17 protein-coding genes are annotated in these 21300 nt (G+C 40.4%); 9 read left to right on the top strand and 8 right to left on the bottom strand.

Annotated elements, in window-relative coordinates:
* Positions 1-151 precede the first annotated feature (151 nt).
* The 5 genes from V7K38_RS14045 to fabI form a co-directional block, all read right to left on the bottom strand.
* Positions 152-1585, bottom strand: coding sequence for a right-handed parallel beta-helix repeat-containing protein (locus V7K38_RS14045; protein WP_334858625.1), 1434 nt, complete (start codon positions 1583-1585; stop codon positions 152-154).
* Between the two features lie 898 nt (positions 1586-2483).
* On the bottom strand, positions 2484-3953 hold the full coding sequence (locus tag V7K38_RS14050; RefSeq protein WP_334858627.1) for an SLBB domain-containing protein: 1470 nt from the start codon (positions 3951-3953) through the stop codon (positions 2484-2486).
* 503 nt (positions 3954-4456) lie between these two features.
* Positions 4457-5440 (bottom strand): ABC transporter ATP-binding protein, encoded by a 984-nt coding sequence (locus tag V7K38_RS14055; protein WP_334858629.1) that lies wholly within the window; start codon positions 5438-5440, stop codon positions 4457-4459.
* A 165-nt stretch (positions 5441-5605) separates the two neighbouring features.
* Positions 5606-6247 carry an imidazoleglycerol-phosphate dehydratase HisB gene (gene hisB, locus V7K38_RS14060; protein WP_334858631.1) on the bottom strand — a complete coding sequence of 214 codons (642 nt, stop codon included), beginning with the start codon at positions 6245-6247 and terminating at the stop codon, positions 5606-5608.
* Positions 6248-6353: 106 nt separating this feature from the next.
* A complete protein-coding gene (gene fabI, locus V7K38_RS14065; RefSeq protein WP_334858633.1) occupies positions 6354-7130 on the bottom strand; it encodes an enoyl-ACP reductase FabI in 777 nt (258 codons plus the stop codon).
* Between the two features lie 380 nt (positions 7131-7510).
* Here fabI and ntcA point away from each other — a divergent pair, with 380 nt between their 5' ends.
* From ntcA to V7K38_RS14080, 3 genes are all read left to right on the top strand, one after another.
* A complete protein-coding gene (gene ntcA, locus V7K38_RS14070; RefSeq protein WP_008233817.1) occupies positions 7511-8182 on the top strand; it encodes a global nitrogen regulator NtcA in 672 nt (223 codons plus the stop codon).
* Positions 8183-8350: 168 nt separating this feature from the next.
* Entirely contained in the window at positions 8351-9841 is a 1491-nt protein-coding gene (locus tag V7K38_RS14075; RefSeq protein ID WP_334858635.1) for a DUF3084 domain-containing protein, read from the top strand.
* A 108-nt stretch (positions 9842-9949) separates the two neighbouring features.
* The gene (locus tag V7K38_RS14080; protein WP_334858637.1) at positions 9950-10405 is read left to right on the top strand and encodes a resolvase; all 456 of its coding nucleotides are present in this window, start codon (positions 9950-9952) and stop codon (positions 10403-10405) included.
* Positions 10406-10441: 36 nt separating this feature from the next.
* Here the strand turns inward: V7K38_RS14080 and V7K38_RS14085 are convergent, their stop codons facing one another.
* On the bottom strand, positions 10442-10708 hold the full coding sequence (locus V7K38_RS14085; RefSeq protein WP_334858639.1) for a DUF3146 family protein: 267 nt from the start codon (positions 10706-10708) through the stop codon (positions 10442-10444).
* A 611-nt stretch (positions 10709-11319) separates the two neighbouring features.
* Positions 11320-11781 carry a hypothetical protein gene (locus V7K38_RS14090; protein WP_334858641.1) on the bottom strand — a complete coding sequence of 154 codons (462 nt, stop codon included), beginning with the start codon at positions 11779-11781 and terminating at the stop codon, positions 11320-11322.
* Positions 11782-12152: 371 nt separating this feature from the next.
* On the opposite strand from V7K38_RS14090, the gene V7K38_RS14095 reads away from it, so the two are divergent.
* Positions 12153-13019, top strand: a complete 867-nt coding sequence (locus V7K38_RS14095; protein WP_334858643.1) for an aldo/keto reductase — start codon at positions 12153-12155, stop codon at positions 13017-13019.
* Positions 13020-13206: 187 nt separating this feature from the next.
* Here V7K38_RS14095 and V7K38_RS14100 read toward each other — a convergent pair whose 3' ends face one another.
* Positions 13207-14604, bottom strand: a complete 1398-nt coding sequence (locus tag V7K38_RS14100) for an amidase (RefSeq protein WP_334858645.1) — start codon at positions 14602-14604, stop codon at positions 13207-13209.
* A 208-nt stretch (positions 14605-14812) separates the two neighbouring features.
* Here V7K38_RS14100 and V7K38_RS14105 point away from each other — a divergent pair, with 208 nt between their 5' ends.
* The 5 genes from V7K38_RS14105 (at position 14813) to purT (ending at position 21231) form a co-directional block, all read left to right on the top strand.
* The gene (locus V7K38_RS14105) at positions 14813-16300 is read left to right on the top strand and encodes a hypothetical protein (RefSeq protein ID WP_334858647.1); all 1488 of its coding nucleotides are present in this window, start codon (positions 14813-14815) and stop codon (positions 16298-16300) included.
* Between the two features lie 260 nt (positions 16301-16560).
* The gene (locus V7K38_RS14110) at positions 16561-17511 is read left to right on the top strand and encodes an ABC transporter ATP-binding protein (RefSeq protein ID WP_334858676.1); all 951 of its coding nucleotides are present in this window, start codon (positions 16561-16563) and stop codon (positions 17509-17511) included.
* Between the two features lie 40 nt (positions 17512-17551).
* Positions 17552-19318 carry an ABC transporter permease gene (locus V7K38_RS14115; RefSeq protein WP_334858649.1) on the top strand — a complete coding sequence of 589 codons (1767 nt, stop codon included), beginning with the start codon at positions 17552-17554 and terminating at the stop codon, positions 19316-19318.
* Positions 19319-19519: 201 nt separating this feature from the next.
* A complete protein-coding gene (locus V7K38_RS14120; RefSeq protein WP_334858651.1) occupies positions 19520-20002 on the top strand; it encodes a pentapeptide repeat-containing protein in 483 nt (160 codons plus the stop codon).
* A gap of 65 nt (positions 20003-20067) precedes the next feature.
* Positions 20068-21231 (top strand): formate-dependent phosphoribosylglycinamide formyltransferase, encoded by a 1164-nt coding sequence (gene purT / locus V7K38_RS14125; RefSeq protein ID WP_334858653.1) that lies wholly within the window; start codon positions 20068-20070, stop codon positions 21229-21231.
* Positions 21232-21300: the final 69 nt, after the last annotated feature.

Raw genomic sequence — 21300 nt, forward strand, 5'->3', positions numbered from 1 at the left:
GGAGTTTTGAATCATCAGTGTAAGAGAACACCTTGACTACCATATCATGTCTGTTTAATTAGCTACAAAATAAGAAGCCTACCAAGGCAGGCTTCTTATTTTGTATATCCATAGGTAGGCTTTAGTCTGACCCAACTATGATGATATTGGCTTACTTGTATTGGTATTCGTATGCTCCCATATCATATGCATTAGCAATAGGACGAGGGTCACCTGCGTAATCAGTTTTCAAATCTCCCCAATAATAACCGTGGTTTGTGGCTCTACTCGTAATCGTGAGTCTAAAGTCATCATTTGAGGGATCCACAAACCCTGGATCTGCAATAATATCGTGAGTCCCCGTTACACGAAGCAGTGCACCATTAGGATAAAGATTGTAGTCATAGACAACGTTGACATTCTCATAGTTGTTGTTCGCGTATTGACCAGGGTAAGCACTGATAATGTTATTGAAAATCTTCACATCAGATGAAAAACCGGCATACACTTGTCCTTGTTGTGCAATCTCTTGACTATTCCCATTTGCATATGCTGTATTGTTGACAACATCTACATGCTCGCTCGCATGTACAACAATACCCGCACCACCATTTTTGTACGAAATATTGTTTGCAATTAAAGTCCGTCCTTTATATGAACCACTTGGACCATCTTTTGCTTGATCGACAATAATGCCATTACCGTCTGATACCTTGCCGAATTCATACCAGGGAATAAAATTTTGATTGTTGAAGACCTTGTTATTGGTTATGAAGATTTTGTATCCTTGGTTGTCGTCAGTATTCCGATTCTTCAAGAATGAAATACCACTGCCACCATAGACACCATACCAGGCATTATTAAACACACTGTTATTAGACACTTTCACATAATCAGCCGACAGGGCTATGATACCTCCTCCTCCACAGTTAAACACTTTGTTGTTCACAATATTTATGTGATGAACAGGATTATTAGTCCCGTTAAGGGTTATGCAGTTTCCATTTGTACGCGGATTTGATGTGTTATACTGCTGACTTAAAGCATAAGAATAACTGGTATTATCATTATCCCCGCTGATTTCTATACCGTTAATCTCGATATATGAAACTCCTGACAACTCAAAACCATTCCATGTATTGTGCTTAATTCTTGGAGTATGTCCAGGATATGCTTTATAAGTAATCCAGGCATTTGCAGTTCCAGAACGGTTAATACTTACGGCACTCCCGGCTCCTGGTAAGTTTGTGTACAACCCATTCATAATTAATACTGTGTCGCCAGGGTTAGTCAGGTCTGCTGCCCTTTGAATCCTCTTAAACGCATTGGCTTCATTGAGTCCACTCTTGTTGTCATCTCCGTTGTCACCACTAACATAGTACGTTGTCGGAGCAGCCTGGCTGATTAACTTGCGGCTGGGTAGTTGTTTTTCATGGACAGGTGATAACTGAGGAATATCTCTAACTAAAGACTCTGTTATTCTCTGTCCTTGAACCAGACCTGTTAATGCCCAGGGAAGTACAAGAGACGCACTTAAACTGAGAAAACCGAAACCATGTATCATCATAGGGAAAAATAGGGTATGTTGCAAAAACTGAATCGTCAACGGTCAGTAGCTCGCTCTAGCCTTAGTAAGTAACTCAGTATTGGATACAGTCGTATAACTGCCATTTGTAAGTTTATACATGGTTTCTTAGGTTTACACCTGAGAATTTCCACGTAAATATGGCGGAAATGCTTTTTTAGCTGGTGTTCCACAAAATAGCAGGTATCTGGTAAAAATACTGAAGGAAAATTGTTAGTATCCAGAACTACTCCATTAATGAACACCAAGCAACCGTACAAATGACATCATTTCCAATTCGACATCATTCTACTGTGTATACGCGGTATCTGTAGTTAAGATAGTATATCTGTCATCAATAAGTTAATTTACTTAAATAATTCTTATGATAATAAGAATCATTTAATCTGAGAAAATAAGGTGGATAGATAATTTATCAATTCTAACTTTTAAATGATTCTCATTCTCGCAAAAATGAGAGTAAGTAAAACGAAGTTTGAAAAAGCCTATCAATAGAAGATTAGAAATTTTCAGGTATATCTTTAGATAGGATTTATCAAGTAGTAATTTTACTTAAAAGCTTACTTAGTTAGTATAAAATTTTTATCGCTAACTAAGTGATAGCCAAAATTAAGCCAGTTTCGTACCCTAGTGTTCTCTTATCCTGTGTCGAGCTATACCTAGCTCGCTTGTCTGTAGGAATATAAGATCAGCCATTCTAGGCTAGAATTTTTTTATAAGAAGAGACTGCTTCGTGTAGCTTGCTTCTTTGGAAGAATACTGCGAGTTACGTTTATGAACGCATCATTCATCTATCTCTAATAAATGATTTAGTAGGCCATTATTAACTCTTGACTATTAAGCTTTGACTCATAGATAGTGTAACTTGGGGACGGAGAGGGATTGATCAACGCCCCCAATTTACATCTGTATTCTTAAACTAGAGTCCGAAAATGTTCAGAAGATTAAGGATAATCCCTAGAGGTCCAGTTATAGTGCTTACGGTATCGCCAAAGTTAGCTGGACCAGAGCGATTGACTAGCACGACATCATTATTGCGGAGTATGGGATTAGTTTGCTCATTAATCCCAGCGGAAAAATCAATTTTTACTATCCGTTTAGTAACAGAACCATTAGGATTGAGGCGGATTAAATCGACAGCCTTACTACTAGCTCTGGCATCATTAAATCCACCAGCAGCGAGTATAGCTTGATTTAAAGAACTATTCGGCTGAATGTCTGTTAACCCTGGTTTTTTAACTTCCCCTACCACACCAACTTGAATGCGTGTAGGAGACAAAGTTGTGGTAGCTAATTGAGTAGCTTCTGCGGGGTTGATTTCAGTTGCCGTCGGAATAACAATTGTATCTCCGTCTTGCACGATGATGTCTTGATTAGAGTCACCACTCTGCAATAGTTGCCAAAGGTTAATATCTATAGTTTGTTCTGAGCCAGTTCTTGTAGGTCGGCGTAGCTTGAGACTACGAACATCAGCCTGTGCTGTAATTCCTCCAGCTAGTTGAATTACCCGCGTCACATTTGGTAGACCGGTGGGAGTAGCAGAGCCACTATTAGCGGTTGCACCTCCCTGGGCATCTGTGCTACCCGGGGTGACAAGATAGGAACCGGGACGGTTTACTTCACCGATAATTGTTACCGTGCGGGGTGTGGTTTGGCTAGCGGCAAAGTTAGATGCAAATATATTGCGGGATTCTGCCACGTTGAATTTAGTTGCAGTTGGCACAACTATAGTGTCTCCATCCCGCAAAGTAATATCCTGTGTTAGTCTGCCTGTTTGGATGAGTTCCTTCAAATTGATGGTGACGGTTTGCTCTGAAGAACGTCCTATTTTACGCCTTAATTGAACTTGAGTCACATCCGCAGCTAAGGTTACGCCCTGTGCTGTTGTCAATGCGGCTAATACAGTGGGGTATTGTACGCCTGGATTGTCTCCCGCGCCTCCACTCAAGCTGAGAGTGTAAGCTCCTGGACGTGTCACCTCTCCGGCAACGAATATATTGATGGGACGAGACGACAATAGATTGACTGAGATTAAGGGACGTTTGAGGAAGCGAGAATATCTTCTAGCAATTTCGTCAGCAGCCTGTTCACTTGTTAGACCGAGGACTGACACACTACCAATTAAAGGTAGGTTGATTGCTCCACCTGGGGGAATTTGATACTCTCCTGTATATTCAGGTACTTCAAATACATTTACACGGATGCGATCGCCGCCTCCTAATGAATAATTAGTATCTAATTGTGTTTGTGTGCTTGGTGATTGTGTAGTTGGTGGTAATGGTTGTCCCTGAGCTAGACTCGCAAATGGCACAGTGACATTGACAGCACTTAACAAAGCCGCACCCACAACTGGCTGAGTTAATAATTTAAACAAACTTGTGTTAAGCATATTCACCTGAGATTCTGAAACTACAATCAATAAAGTACTGTCTAAACATTTTTATTTTGACTATACCTAAGTATTCAAGTTCCCCGACACTCTTATTTTCCTCGAAAAGTGTAATTTTCCGGAGGAAATTTGTTTATTGAATTTGAATTTTTAGTGAAGTTAATTTAAAGTTAGGCAAACTGGAATATATGAATTATCACCCAACATTAGGAATTACGCAAATAATCGTAGCTGATACAAATAATTTTCTGTAAACCAATAAAGCACTTAGGAATAATATCTACTTGTAAAAGTCAATTTTAGGATATTTAAACTATAGTTTAAAATCGGCTATGACTATCAAAATTATGAACAAGTTCATTAAATAAATACAAATAACCTTAATAAAGATATCGTAATCTGGTTGTTTGTGGGTTTACTTGAGAAAGTAAACTCAAAAATGAGAAAGAAAATTTGGGTTTTGTTGCTCAAATAAGCAGAGACTTTACCATTTAGTTATGAAATTAATTTACTGAGTTTTTTATTCTTTGGATTTGTTGAATAAAAAACTCTTCTAAGGAGTAGCGCGACAAGTTAATGGCAATAATTTTACCTTCCATAAGACGAACACTAGCGAGGAAATCATAGTAATCGTCTTGTAGTGTACCTTCCCAGGAACCATCAGGTTCAAATTTGAGAGTGGGTATCCATTTTTTAAGAATTTCCCAGTCACCACCTTGACCTTTTATGTGATATGTGTTGTTTACGCCTAAAAGTTCATTTAGGGAACCAGAGCAAATTAATTCACCTTGAGCAAGGATGGCAATGCGATCGCAAATCTGTTCTACTTCACTAAGAACATGGCTATTAAAAAAAATCGTCTTACCAGCAGCTTTTAGCGCCAGAATAATTTCTCGCATTTGGTAGCGTCCTATAGGATCGAGACCAGACATTGGTTCATCGAGAAAAACCAAATCTGGCTCGTTAATTAGCGCCTGTGCCATGCCGACACGCTGTAGCATTCCTTTTGAGTAGCGGCGTAGCAGCTTTTTACGGGCATCGGCTTGGGATAAACCCACTAATTCCAGCAGTTGGGGAATGCGTTGGCGTTGGACACTTTGGGGAATTTGGAATAGTCCAGCAGCTAGCTGCAAAAATTCCCAGCCAGTGAGATAGTCATACAAATAGGGATTTTCTGGCAGATAGCCGATATGCTGCTTAACACTGCGATCGCCTATAGGCTTATCCAATAATAATCCCCGTCCAGAAGTGGGATGAATAATTCCCAGTAACAATTTTAAAAGGGTGGTTTTACCAGCACCGTTTGGCCCCAGCAACCCAAAGGTTTCGCCTTTGTAAACTGTTAAAGAACAGTTTTTGAGAGATACAATTTTTTGATTTAGCCAAAAACCAGTGCGATAGACTTTTCGCAACTCAGAAGTTAGGACTACTGGCGGAGTGTCTCTCGTATTAAGTTGAGAATCAGGGTCATCTGTAACAGACTTCATCTCGGTCAACCACTAGTTACCAGCTTGGTATTAATTACAAGTTACCTAGTAGGCTGATAATAACCATCACCGAGCAGTGTGTCAATTGTTGGGGAGTGGGGACTGGGGATTGGGGATTGGGTGAATAACGAATGCCCCATGCTAAAATACCCCATTTGACTCGTTTTATAGAACGCCTTTAGAACTAGGAATTAAGCCAGCACGACGAGGGTCAATTTCCACTGCTAGCCGTGTTGCCCTTGCAAAGGCTTTAAATGTCGCCTCTATGATGTGATGGGAATTAATACCATCCAATTGTCGAATGTGTAGTGTCATTTGGCTATGGTTCACGATCGCCACAAAGAATTCGCGCACGAGTTGGGTGTCATAAGTTCCTACACGCTGGGTAGGAATTTGCAAGCCGTAGCTGAGGTGAGGCCGTCCAGAAAAGTCTAGTGCTACCTGAACTAAGGCTTCATCCAATGGTGCAAGAAAATTACCAAAGCGGACAATACCTTTTCTGTCGCCTAGTGCTTGGTTGAAAGCTTGACCCAAGGTAATGCCTACATCTTCATTGGTATGATGGTCATCAATTTCCAAGTCTCCCTTAGCTTGGACATCTATATCAATCAGCCCGTGGGAGGCAATTTGATGCAACATGTGATCCAAAAACGGAATGCCTGTTGCTGCTGTGCAAATTCCTCTACCATCCAGGTTAATGGTAACTTGCACATCAGTTTCACCAGTAGTACGGTGAACAGTGGCAATCCGAGGGGTTTTAGTTGACTGATCGTAATTTGAATTAACTTGGCGATTGGTTGTTTGCATAAGTATTAGGGACTGGGGACTGGGGGACTGGGGGACTGGGGACTGGGGACTAGGGACTAGGGACTGAATTCTTCCTAATACCCAGTACCCAATCCCCAGTCCCTAATTACATTCCCATAATTTCATATCCTGCATCTACATATAGAACTTGTCCGGTAATGCCACTGGACAAATCACTACACAAGAAAGCGGCAGTATTCCCCACTTCTAGCTGAGTGACGGTGCGTCGTAAAGGAGCTACTTCTTCTACATGATGAATCATATCCAAAATTCCGCCTACTGCTGAAGATGCTAAGGTGCGAATTGGGCCTGCGGAGATGGCATTGACGCGGATATTTTGCGGCCCTAGTTCAGCAGCTAGGTAACGCACACTCATTTCTAATCCTGCCTTGGCAACTCCCATAACGTTGTAGTTAGGGATTGCTCTGACACCACCTAAATATGTCAAGGTGACGATACTTCCTCCCTCTGTCATCAAAGGTTTAGCTGCACCACTTAACTGCACTAGCGAGTAGGTACTGATTTCTAAGGCGGTGTTGAAGCCAGAACGAGAGGTTTGGCTAAAATATCCAGTCAAATCGTCTTTGCTGGCAAAGGCCAAACAATGGATGAGGATGTCTAACTTTCCCCATTGCTCACGGATTGTTTCAAAGGTAGATTGAATCTGTTCCTCATCTTGGACATTACAGGGAAGAAATAAGCTTGGGTTTAGAGGTTCTACCAATTCCGCGACTTTTTTCTCCATTTTGCCGCGTTCATCTGGCAGATAGGTAATACCCAGGTTTGCTCCGGCTTTATGCAGCTGTTGGGCGATGCCCCAGGCGATCGAGCGGTTATTGGCAATACCTGTAACAAGAGCATTTTTTCCAGTCAGATTCAGCATAGAAATTGTTAATGCGATCGATCATTAGGAGCATACTAGAATCTGAGGGACGTTTTGTCTTTGTTTTATACAGGATTTGCAAAAATGAATATTGAGAAGGGTGTTTGCTGTGACAAAAATCTTGATTTTTCCTAAAGATTTTCTCAAAATATCTTTATTTGTTCTTTAAAAAACCCTTTTTAATACGGCTATTGGAACTACTTATCAACAATTAGTAGCTGAAAGGATCAACAATTATGTATCATTATAAACAAAGAGTTATGAAGTGATTTGTTTGAGTATAGGAAAGTACAGAAAGGTTGACGGTGCTTTATTCATTTTTCAGGTGTATTCTTAGGTAATCAGTTTTTGTTTTTCCGGCATTGGGTAGGGGAAGGGAGATGATCGTGACACAAGATAAAGCCCTAGCAAATGTATTTCGTCAGATGGCGACCGGGGCGTTTCCGCCAGTTGTGGAAACGTTTGAACGCAATAAAACGATCTTTTTTCCTGGCGATCCTGCCGAACGAGTTTATTTTCTTTTGAAAGGTGCTGTTAAACTTTCTAGGGTGTACGAGGCAGGAGAGGAAATAACAGTAGCATTGCTTCGGGAAAATAGTGTTTTTGGTGTTTTGTCATTGCTGACAGGAAATAAGTCGGATCGGTTTTACCATTCGGTTGCATTTACGCCTGTGGAATTACTGTCAGCCCCAATTGAACAAGTAGAGCAAGCACTCAAGGAAAATCCAGAATTATCAATGTTAATGCTGCGGGGTCTGTCTTCGCGCATTTTACAAACAGAGATGATGATTGAAACTCTCGCTCACCGAGATATGGGTTCCAGGTTGGTGAGTTTTTTGTTAATTCTTTGTCGGGATTTTGGCGTTCCTTGTGCTGATGGGATCACTATTGATCTGAAGTTATCTCATCAGGCGATCGCAGAAGCAATTGGTTCAACTCGTGTTACCGTGACTAGGCTATTAGGGGATTTGCGTGAAAAGAAGATGATTTCGATCCACAAAAAGAAGATTACTGTGCATAAACCTGTTACCTTAAGTAGGCAATTCACATAAAATCAATGGGAGAAAGGGGAATCGGCGCGTGTTTTATTGTGAAAGATGACACTAATAGCTAGAGGTAAATCTAAAATTGAATAATTTCAGCTATTGCCAATTTCCACTTCTTTCCAGACAATGCTTAAAAGTAGTAGGCTGTATCTGGAAGGATTTCGGTAGCTAAAGATGACCACCGGATACATCCTCATCGCAGCAATTTTAATCTTGGGAGGCGTAATTGCCACCGTGGGCGATCGCATCGGCACACGAGTTGGCAAAGCCCGCCTCTCACTTTTTAACCTTCGTCCGAAAAATACTGCTGTAGTAGTAACTATTTTTACGGGCGGCTTAATTTCAGCATCAACGTTAGGAATTTTATTCGCTGCCGACGAAGGCTTGCGAAAGGGAGTCTTTGAATTAGAAGATATTCAAACAGACCTTAGACAAAAGCGGGAACAGCTAAAAACCGCAGAAACTCAGAAAAGTCAGGTAGAAAGCGAGCTAAATCAAGCAAGAGTTGCCCAAACAAAGGCACAGCAAGACTTGCAAGCAATTAATCAATCTTTGCAGGCGGCCAATGCCAAACAACTCCAAACACAAGCTCAGTTAAACCGCACTGTTAGTCAACAAGCCCAAACTCAAACTCAACTGCAACGCACTCAAGGTCAGCTAGGACAAGTTGTAACTCAGTACCAAAAAGCGATAACTCAGTTGCAAAGCGTTTCCAGTCAGAGGAAAGAGCTACAGGCGGCAGTTGAACTACTGAAGACAGAACGACAACGACTCTACGCTGAAGCGAAAAAAGCCATTGATGAAGCTAAAACAGCGATTGACAAACGCGATCGCGAACTCGCTAATCGTCAAGAAGCCATAGAAGAACGCGATCGCAAAATTGGCCAACTGGATCAATTGATTCAAAAGCGTAACGTAGAAGTTGCAGCACGAGAGCAAGTGATTGCCAAACGGGAATCGCGCCTTAAAGAATTGGAAGCACAACAGGAGCAACTAGAACTAGAAGTTGCAAGGCTGGAAAAATATTACCAGTCTTACCGCGACCTGCGTCTAGGTAAATTGGCCTTAGTTCGCGGTCAAGTTCTGTCTGCTGCTGTAATTCGTGTTGCTCAACCGGCTGCTGCTCGTCGGGCGGTGGTACAACTTTTACAAGAAGCCAATCGCAACGCCAATCTCGGATTAAGTGAGCCTGGGGCAAATCCTGCCAATGTAGAGCTACTGCGCCTGACTCAAGATAGGATTGACCAATTGAGCAAGCAGATTAGCGATGGTCAAGAATACGTGGTACGAATTTTCTCGGCTGGTAATTACGTCAGGGGAGAAAAGCAGATAGAGTTTTTCGCTGATACAGCCCGAAATCAATTGGTTTTTTCGGGAGGTGCAGTGCTAGCTACAACTAGTGCCGATTCCAAAACCATGACATCTTATCAGTTACAGCAACGGCTAGAAATACTAATTTCTGCTTCCCAATTTCGGGCGCGTAATGCCGGAATTGTCGAAAATGTGCAAGTAGAAGGGACTTTTCTGCGCTTTGTCGCCCAACTAAGACAGTACAATCAACCCTTGGAGATCAAAGCGATCGCAGCAGAGGACACTTATACAGCCGGGCCATTGAGAGTAAAATTAGTAGCAATAGTCAACGGACAAATTATTTTTAGTACTTAAAAAGTTATTTGTACACTAAGATTTAAACATATTTGAACAGCAGCTAAAATGCTCACTGTTGTTGTATTTCTTAATTTTGAATTTTGAATTTTGAATTTTGAATTTCTTATGACTTCCCGTGAATTTTCACCAACGCAACCAGTCATATTGGGGTTTGATCCAGGCCGGGATAAGTGTGGTCTAGCGGTGATGGGACTGGATCGGCAATTGTATTATCATCAGGTCGCCTTAGCAAAAGAGGCGATCGCTACCATTGAAACACTGCGTCAAAGGTTTCCCATTTCCTTGATGGTTATGGGCGACCAAACTACAGCCAAGCAGTGGAGACAGAAATTATATCAGGAATTGACGGAACCTCTGAGTATCATTTTAGTCGATGAGCGCTATACAACCTTAGAAGCCCGCGATCGCTATTGGCAAATGTTCCCACCCAAAGGGCTAACAAAGCTATTGCCACAAGGTCTACGACAGCCTCCAAGACCGATAGATGACATTGTTGCCATTCTCTTAATCGAAAGATACTTAAATCGCCTCACTGAATCAGCAGTGAGTACTTATGAGTGAGAAGTTAGCAATTAATATCTTCATAACTCATAACTCCTAGAGTTCCGCCCGAATAGTAAAAGCATAATCTCCTCCAGGCTCTAGCTGATAATCTTGTTGCTCCAAGAATCGACCAAGGGGTTCTTTGATTAAAGCGCGACCTTGGGAAGGCTTGACGGCAAGTTCTCCTCGGCGAAAATGCCACTGGAAATGCCACTCAAACTCACCTGCACTCACTTCACCCTCAAGGAAGCCCTGTTGCCAAGATTGGCGGGTGATTCTGACATGGGCAATGGTTTCTGGCAGTCTTCTTTTAGCACTCACAACGCTTTTTGTCAAGTTTAGAATAACAGCCGATCATAGTAGGCTTCTTATTTTATTTATCAAACATAGCTTAAATAGACAAACTGACAAAGTGAGTATTTTTAGTTGAGCAAGAATGATACTAATGGAAAGTGCTGGATGTAAAATTTTAGTTAAAAGTGACTCAAACTTCCTTAATCTAGGCGCTTTGTGTCTGTATTGGAAATCCTAAATCATTTGTCATAGACAATATCCCAACTTCTTAGATAAGTCAGCGATCTATGACTTTAGTCTATAAGCGCAGTAGTAAGTAGTGCAGATAGTTTTTATTAAAATTTTAGGAATAAGAGTATCCTAGAAACTATATATCTAATGCTTTTTTCATCAGTGTATTGTGGATTAATTGGGATTTCTTTAAAGGATTTCAGCACAATTACAGCCCGATAAAGCTTAGAGTTTTTATATTGCTAGGACTTACGCATTGACAGAAAACAATAAATATATATCGCGGAAAAACCATATTTCTCGTAAGGGTTTAGCAATGCTAAACCCCTACTCCACGCTTAATTTCTCGGTAAAAATATAATTAGTCAAAGTCTGAAACAAGCTATTTCGGTGAAAGCATACTATGACTAATTTGTACAGTGCGTAAGTCCTAATTGCTTTTCTTGGATATCCAAACGCAGAATATTTTCTAATAAATGTTCAATAACTTGATTACCACGCAGACTTTTACGTTCGATAAAGACCTTATTGATACTCTTATAGAAGGTGCAGGTAGTTACAGGTGATGTGGCAAAAAAAGCAGCGTAGTTTACCGCCGTAGGCATCGCCATCATAATCAATATAAATAAGATTAAGAAAGACAGAGAATTTCTCTGATTCTGCTGCACTGATAAGGAAGTTTGCCCAGAGTTGATAAAATCGTTTATTTTAAAGGTAACTTCCTGATTATCTTGATAGCTAACATGGGATAAAAGAGCAAAGTCTCCAAATGGAGTTAAAATCATAAGTTGATAAGTTTTTCCCCCTTTGCTACCAGTCTTTGTGAGAATGTATGCTTCTTGGGGATCAAACATTTTGAGTTTCTCCATGCTTCCCAACAAAGTGAACCGCCTCAATTCACAATTAATTTGGTTTGATGGGAGGCGAGCGCAATTGAGACTGACTGAAGCAGACTCAAAAAATAAGCAGTAAATCAAAAAGCTTAAACAGACAGTAAAAATGCACCACCCACTTAACCAATAACTGAGTGGCCGATGCTTTAGCTGCAATATAGTACGGGTTTCCTCGACAATTTTCATCGGTGAATGTGTATAGAATACTTAACTCCTAAGTAGAGTATTCCCTTGGTAATGCATTCAGCGATCGCCAAGTGTAAGTACTAGGGAGGATTTATGATAAATTGCTAAAAAAGCTTTGGCTAGCTGATAGATAATTAGGGCAGAAAGCTATAGCTAGAAGCATGGAAACTAAACAGCTAGGAAAAACTGGTGTCTTTGTGAGTGCGATCGGTTTGGGTGGTATGCCCATGTCAATCTCTAATCGCCCTCCCGAATCGGAATCAATTGAAGTTATTCATCATGCTCTGGATTTGGGTATTACATTTATTGACACTGCCGATTCTTACTGCAAAGATGAGTCAGAAAAACACCATAACGAGCGACTAATTCACAAGGCGCTTACTAGTTACAAAGGCGATGTGAGCCAAGTAATTGTCGCAACGAAGGGTGGTTTGATGCGCCCCAATGGAAACTGGACAAGCAACGGCAACCCAGAACATTTACGCGAAACAATTCGAGTCAGCTTTGAGGCGTTAGGTGGTGCTAAACCCATTGATGTTTGGCAATACCATTCTCCCGATAGTAATTACACCATTGAAGAATCCCTTGCGCCTGTGAAAGAAGCACTAGAGGCAGGTTTGATTCGGTTTGTAGGAGTTTCTAACTTTTCCGTTGAACAAATTAAGCGGGCGCGGGATGTAGTAGAGATCGTTTCAGTGCAGAATCAATACAGTCCTTGGCAACGACGGCCAGAAAATGACGGCGTATTGAAGTATTGTGAACAACAAGAATTGACATTTTTGCCTTGGAGTCCCTTTGGTGGTAGACATCGCCATCAGGATTTGCAAGATATTCCTGCGATCGCTAATTTAGCTAAAGAAAAAGGCGTGTCAGTATATAATATCGTTCTAGCGTGGTTGCGTTCCAAGTCGCCCGCTATTTTGCCAATTCCTGGTGCTAGCAAGGTTTCCAGCATAGAGGACTCAGCAAATGCTATCAATGTAAAACTATCTGATGAAGAAGTGCAAAAAATCGATCGGGCAACTTAATCATTTCTGCCCCCTGTAGTCCCATTTTAGTAAGGGCGGACTACAGGGGGCGGGGGGTAAATATAGTGCAGCTTCACAGAGAAACGGTAATAACACACCCCACTTGAGAATATTTGCGATTGGGTAAATTTGGTTTACTAATTGATTTTTTAACGCCGACTTACTTATAACCCCTGCATGATTAGCCCTATATTGCAAAGGCTGGACGATGCCCAATCCAAGGGTTAGCCGCTTCTAATTGTGCTGCTAGGCTGATGAGTGTAGCTTCAGCCGCAGGTTTACCAATTAGCTGCACACTGATGGGTAAACCGTTACTATCAAAACCTACAGGAATTGCGATCGCAGGTTGTCCAGTTGCATTTGCAGGCGGACAAGGGGCAATCCACTCAATAATATTTTGGAATGTCTCTTCTGGACTCAGCGAAGCCCATTCCCCAACGCGGATAGGTGAATGAAGATAAACTGGTAATACCAGCACATCCACGGTATCGAAAAACGCCACAATCTGCCGTGCCACAATCTGCATTTGGGAAACTGCTTTCAGATAGTCAGCAACAGAACCTGTACGTGCTAATAGCCAGCGATTCATTGGTTGCAAGGCTTCAACCGGAAGTCCTGCCGCAGCTACTCCAGCTTGCCAAACGATTTGAAATGGTTCGACTAAACCGCTAAAATCTGGGGATTTCTGTTCAACGTGATGGCCAAGTTGTTCTAATAACTGAACTGTTTTACGGACACCTTGCTGACAGTTGGCATCAGCTTCTCCCAAAGGAGAAATGTTAGTATCAAAGGCAATTCGCAAAGCACCCAATTTTGTCTGAGTAGCAGCGAGAAATGATGGTTCAGGATCGGGCAACCAGTAAGGATCGCCTGTGATATAGCCAGATATAGCATCCAAAAGGGCAGCAGCATCAGCGACAGTGCGGGCAATGGGGCCGTTGACGGCAATTCCAGCGAGGCGTTCGCCTACAGGTGCTTTACTCACTCTACCCCTAGATGGTTTGAGTCCCACCAAACCACAACAAGCCGCAGGGCCACGAATTGAGCCACCGCCATCAGAACCTTGAGCGATCGCACACAATCCTGCTGCTACCGCCGCCGCCGCGCCACCACTGGAACCACCAGGGGTATATTCTAAATTCCACGGATTTCTGGCTGGCGGAAATCCCGTAGGTTCACTGTATGGAAATGAACCTAATTCGGACGTGGCTGTTTTCCCAAGAATAGTAAACCCAGCTTGCTTAATCCTGGTTACAACCCCATCATCATAGTTAGGGATATTGTTAAGTAATGCTGGATTACCGTAAGTACAGGTAACACCGGCTACAGCATTGAGGTCTTTAATAGAAATTGGCACACCAAAAAATGGCGGTAGTTCTGAGGTAGTCGTCAATAATTCTGTTTTGGCTTTAGCATCTGCGATCGCTAATTCTGCCGTCACTGTAAAATAACTTCCTAATTGCGGATTCAACTGCTCAATCCGTTCTAAATATATTTCCACCACCTCTAGCGGTGAGACTTCCCGGCGACGAATCAATTGCGCCAACTCTAGTGCAGGGGTAAATGCTAAATCAACTTCATTCATAAGTTAGTGAATGGGTAATTTTATTTTTCTCTGGGATTTTTAAACTGAAATTGTTACTTTAGCAGGATTTAGGGGAATTATACATTTTATAGCTCCTAAGATTTGTCACTCAACTAGGATGCTCAGATACAACAGATGTGGTTATGTTCTTACTCAAGCTATTTTAATTGTTCCGCATAAACTTTCGACAAATCCCCAAAGGGTATTTATGGCTAACCTAGAAATACTTCTTAGTGAATTGCCAGTACTAATTCAGAGCCTCAAACTGACTATTGGCGATTCTAATAAAATCATCGAGCAAATTATCCCGATCAATAATGCTCAGGAACAACTACGGAATATTAAAAAATTAATTGCTCATGAATTGAGATTTGACAGCATCAAAAATTCGGCGATCGCTACACTTCCTACAATCGATATTGGAGCTAATGTTGGATTGGTAAATCCAGCGATCGCAGAAAAGTTTGGATATTCAAAAACGAAAATATCATTAACTGATTTACAATCAAAAATCGATAACTGGATTGAATGGGGTTATTTTTTGCAAGCAATAGCTACTGATATTCTCAGTGACGAGCGTTTAGTCAATCAACTAAATTCTGATATTAATCATCTCAGCTTATCTGCTCAATATCAGGTAATTACTGAAACTTTAAAAATTAACTTAGTCTTTGAAAACTCTAATATTTTAGGAAATCAAATTCAACAAATTAGTATTTATCAACAAGAATTACTAGAATTAGAGCAAAAGTTAAATCGCATTTTTGATACTATTAAAAATAGTCGAAGTTTTTTAAATATTTTATTAGGGGTGTCTGCTTTCTGTGGTAAATCTTGTTTTACCTTAGAGTGGTTAGACGATGACCAGGAATTAATTATATCAAGTGATGGTCAATTTCGAGAATTAACGGATATTCTTAATGATTGTGATTACTTTCAAAAACAAATTGCTTGTTTAATTATTCAGTGTGACACTTTAAGAGAACAGGCAGAACAAGCCCTAAAAAAGATTGAAGAAGAAAGTAGAAAGAAACTAATTATTAGGCAGCATGTAGAGAAATTACCAAAATTTTCGACACCAAAAATAATCCGTCCGGCTTTGATTATAGCCACAACTTTATTAATTTTAGGTTTTGGTGGTTGGAAACTTAAAGAGCAAAGCCCAAAATTGCAGCAGATGAGTCTAAGTTTAACTCAAGAAGGAAGTGCGTTCGTTCCAGATGTTGGCGCAGCGATCGCTAACTTTAAATCTGCTCAACAACTCGGTATGCAGGCGGCCTCTCTAGTTCAAAAACCACCGCATACTCTAAAAACCTGGCAACAAGCAGAAACTAAATGGCATCAGGCAATAATATTGTTAGATAGCATTCCTGATGAAACATCAGTTTCTGATCGAGCAAAGAAGAAATTGGCTTACTATCAAATTAACTATAAATCTATCACTCAAAGAGTTTTAATTGAAAAGAAAGCCTTAGCAAACTTAGAATCAGCCCAAAAGCTAGCAACAGAAGCTAATTTATTTGCAACCAATTCACCTCATTCATTACTAATTCGACAACAAGCACAAGAAAAATTGGAGCAAGCAATCAATTTATTAAAAGCTATTCCAGAGAGTACATCTGTCTCTGTACAAGCTAAAGAGATGCTTACTATTTATAAAAGTAATCATGCGGCTATTAGTCAAATGTATAAGTAAGTCGGTGCAATTAAAGCTAACTAACGGGGGCTGTCATTTATCCTTTGCGATTGTTTATTGGCAAGACTTTAAAGCCTATTTACGTTGCGTAATATAGTTAGATTTATTTCCGCCGACTTACTTCGTTAAGGTGTATGCCTTTCCTACTTTTTTATGTAGCTAATTTCCTTAAAGTCAGTTTCAATTTCTGAAACCAGCCTGACAAAAGCTATAGAAAGAGGTTACGTTAAGTGTTAATCACAAGCCGCACCCCAGCAGCGATGGTAAAAGAATTAGCAATTTGTACCCGTGGACTAACTAAGCAATTTGACAGGCATGTTGCTGTCAATGATGTTGATTTAGAAATTCAGGCGGGGGAAGTATATGGACTGATTGGGCCAAATGGCGCGGGTAAAACAACTCTCATCCGAATGTTGGCAACTGCTGAGGAACCAACGACGGGTGAGATTTATATTAATGGCGATCGCTTAGTCCGTGACAAGAGTAACCCCAAACTGAAGCGTCGTCTAGGCTACTTACCCGATGACTACCCGCTATATGAGGATTTAACAGTCTGGGATTACCTAGATTATTTTGCGCGTCTCTATCGCTTGCGAGAACCGCGCCGTACTCAACGTTTACACGAAGTTTTAGAACTCATCCAACTGGGAAATAAACGCAATAGCCAGATTTCTACTTTGTCGCGGGGGATGAAACAGCGCTTAAGTTTAGCGCGAACCATTATCCACGAACCGATTTTACTACTACTAGATGAGCCTGTTTCTGGGCTTGATCCCATCGCCAGGATGCACTTCCGCGAAATCATCAAGGCTTTGCAAGAAGCTGGGATGACTGTAATTATTTCCTCTCATGTTCTCAGCGATCTAGCAGAACTGTGTACATCTGTAGGAATTATGGAACTTGGCTTTTTGGTAGAAAGTACCTCATTACAACAATTGTACCAACGTCTTTCCCACCAGCAAATTGTGATATCAACTCTGGGTAATCTAGAGGCACTTTTAAGGGAATTGAAACATCATCATTTAGTAGAAGAGTGGGAGGTGATGCCAGAAAAAAATAGCGTACGGGTGAACTTTTCGGGTAAAGAAGAAGATAGTGCTGAATTATTGCGATCGCTCATCAAAGCAGATATTCCCTTGATTGATTTTCACTGCACCCAAGAAGACTTAGAAACTATTTTCTTAAAATTAGGTCACAAACAAGCATCTTAATTTGTCAATAAATATCGCCATTTTTGGAGAATTTTTTCTTATGATGCCTAATTTAATAGACAAAATCGGTGATTGGAATCCGCAACTATTGCGAGAACTCAAAGGACGGCTGAAATTTTTTAATGTTGCGATCGCAGTTGCAACCTCCTTGCTGCTGCAACTGGTAGTTTTTTTATATCAGTTCCGGGAACCCCCCGATGATAAATACTCACTAACTGGTACATACTGTCGTTTGCGTCAAGTATACGAACGGCAACAAAATGAGGTTTACCAGCAATCAGATCAATCTAGAATTTCTAACTTGAATGATTTATTTTCAAATAATTTTTGCCCCGCAAATCAAATTGATTGGCAGTTGTGGTGGCAAGACCACTGGCGATATACATTCCTAACATTTAGTGTAATTTTTATATTTACACTATTAGTTGCAGGAACTTATTTGTTAATAAATGATTTAGCGAAAGAAGAAACTCGTGGCACGCTGAATTTTATCCGTCTCAGCCCTCAATCAGAAGCAAGTATATTGACTGGCAAGTTATTAGGAGTACCCAGCTTAATTTATCTTGTAATCTCACTCGCTGTTCCTTTCCATTTATGGGCTGGTTATTCTGCCCAAATTGCTTTTAGTTCCATTTTGAGTTATTACGCAATTCTTGGTGCTAGTTGTATTTTCTTCTACAGTGCTGCACTACTCTTTGCTTTAATTAGTCGTGGTTTGAGCGGTTTTCAGCCTTGGTTAGGTAGTGGTGCAGTCTTATTTTTCTTGTTCACAACGATGGTGATGTCATCGTCTTCTGGCAACCATCTAAATAATTCGACTGCTTGGTTAAGGCTTTTTGCTCCTTGGGATGTAACAACTTATCTATTTCCTCAGTTGTTCAATTTATACAATGGTTCGCTAATGGGTAATGTGCAGTTTTTCTATTTACCATTAGGGGCAAACATTGTTAGTGTTGTCGGTTTCCATTTATTAAACTGGGGATTGTGCAGTTACGGAATTTTGCAAGCGATTAAACGCTGTTTCCGTAATCCTCAAGCCTCAATAATCAGTAAGGGACAAAGTTATTTAATAGTAGCTTTTTGCCAGGTGATGATGTGGGGATTTACCTTCCAATTTTTGATAAATAATTCCACATTTGATGGACAAGTTGGAGAAAATTTAATTTTTCTAGCGTTATACAACTTGGTCTTACTTTTCGGTTCGATTGCCGTTCTTTCTCCTCATCGTCAAGACATACAAGATTGGGCAAGATACCGACATCAAGAGATTGGTGGCCGCAAGAGTGTTTGGCAGGATCTAATTTGGGCTGAAAAAAGTCCTGCACTTGTAGCGATCGCTATTAATCTGACAATTGTTACTGTCCCTTTTCTAGTCTGGCTCTCACTTACATCTATTTTTGATCCAGGCCGTAGCCCAAATTTGGAGGGTGACAATTTTGATAGGTTGAAAGTGCTTTTAACCGTGGCTTTGTCTATCAGCTTAATATTGATTTATGCTACCATTGCCCAATTGATACTTTTGCTAAAAACTCCCAAACGTTCTTTCTGGGCTGTTGGTACTATCGGTGCTGTAACGTTCCTACCACCGATGATTCTAGAATTTATCGGTATCTCCTCGTGGAAATATCCTACAATCTGGCTGTTTTCAACTTTCCCTTGGGCGGCTATAGAACACACTAGTGCAACAACAATTTTTATGGCATTACTAGCTCAGTTGAGTGTTTTAACATTGTTGAATTTCCAGTTAACAAGGCAGGTAAGATTAGCTGGTGAATCTGCTACTAAAGCCTTGTTATCAGGACGCTAAGTAAGTATTTATCTATTAGACATCTTCTAGTAAGAAAGAATTTATAAATGTTGCAATGCAACTTATCTACAAGGATTTCAGGTAAAGTATAATTAATTTCTTGGAGATGTATATTAGAACCCCGATTTCTTAAAAAAGTCGGGGTTTTTGCATTAAAGTAAAACTTTTAATTATCACAAGGATCGTGATAATCTGAAAATTATGCTAAATCGGCCGACTCAAGACCTACGCCATACAGCCATCCAGTTTTTAGAACAAAGTGCGCCACAGCGTCTACAAATTCTTAAGCAACTGGGCATCGCTCGTTATGAGTTTTTAACAAAAATCTGCCTAAATGAAGCAAATATTATTTGCATGATGCGGTTTTTTAAATATCCCAGTCAGCTAAAATTTCCGAATCTAATAGGAGCAGATTTATCTAGTTTAAATTTAGATGGATTAAACTTCATCCGAGGAAATTTATCAGGAGCAAATTTGCAAGGTAGTAGTTTAGTTAATGCAGACCTTTTATTTGCAAATTTGATGAAAGCCGATTTGAGAAATGCAGATTTACGAGGTGCAACTTTGGATGAGACTATTTGGTTAGAAACTCTAGTAGATAAGTGTCAGCTTGGTGTAGGCACTGGTTTAACTCAGCTACAACGGCAAGATTTACAACTGCGCGGAGCTAGATTTAACTCTTGAAAAGACGGTAATTAAAACACAAAAAATTATAAGATTATTGGATTGACATTGACCTGGATAAGTTAATGAGTATTAAGTTGCCCCAAAAATTGATGTTGCTGGGTTCAGGAGAACTAGGCAAAGAATTTGCGATCGCGGCTCAACGTCTTGGTAATTATGTGATTGCCGTTGACCGCTACGCCAATGCTCCAGCTATGCAAGTTGCTGATGCTTATGAAGTGATTTCTATGCTCAGTGCTGATGATTTAGAAGCTGTAGTGACAAAATATCAGCCAAACATGATTATACCAGAAATTGAAGCAATCAGAACAGAAAAACTGATCGAATTTGAGCAGCGAGGAATTACAGTTATACCAACTGCGGCTGCTACTAACTATACAATGAACCGCGACAGAATTCGGGAGCTAGCGCATCAAAAATTGGGCATTAGAACGGCTACTTATGGTTATGCAACAACACTAGAAGAATTGATTACAGTTTCTGATGAAATTGGGTTTAGTAATGTTGTTAAACCTGTGATGTCATCTTCTGGTAAAGGTCAGTCTGTGGTACAGAATAGGAGTGAAGTTGAGAAGGCTTGGAATTATGCGATCGCTAATTCTAGAGGAGACAGCCAAAAGGTGATCGTAGAAGAATTTATTGATTTTGAAATAGAGATAACTTTATTGACAATTAAACAGTGGGATGCACCAACAATTTTCTGTTCTCCTATTGGTCATCGCCAAGAACGAGGCGATTATCAAGAATCATGGCAACCCGCGCTTATTTCTGAAGACAAGATATTAAAAGCTCAAGAAATAGCCATAAAAGTCACTGATGCTTTAGGAGGAGCCGGAATTTTTGGTGTTGAGTTTTTCATTACCAAAGATGAAGTCATTTTTTCCGAACTTTCTCCCAGACCTCACGATACAGGAATGGTGACACTAATTTCACAAAATTTTAATGAATTTGAACTACATTTAAGAGCGATTTTAGGCTTACCAATTCCTCATATAGAACAGCTAGGAGCATCAGCTAGTGCAGTAATTTTAGCTTCAGAAAAATCTGATTCTATTAGTTTTAGTGGTGTAGCAGATGCTTTGTCAGAAAAAGATGTAGATATTAGATTATTTGGTAAACCTAATGCTCATCCATATCGGCGAATGGGCGTAGCTTTAGCAAAGGGTGTAAATGTCCAAGAGGCTAGGGAAAAAGCGACTAAAGCAGCTAATAAAATCACAATTTTCTAATCATAGCCAGCTAGGGCGAAGATTATGAGGCTGTTGGTTAATAGATCCTAGCCTCATGACTTTCTTACT

Origin of the sequence: Nostoc sp., from assembly GCF_036917465.1 — a bacterium.
Classification (GTDB): domain Bacteria; phylum Cyanobacteriota; class Cyanobacteriia; order Cyanobacteriales; family Nostocaceae; genus Nostoc.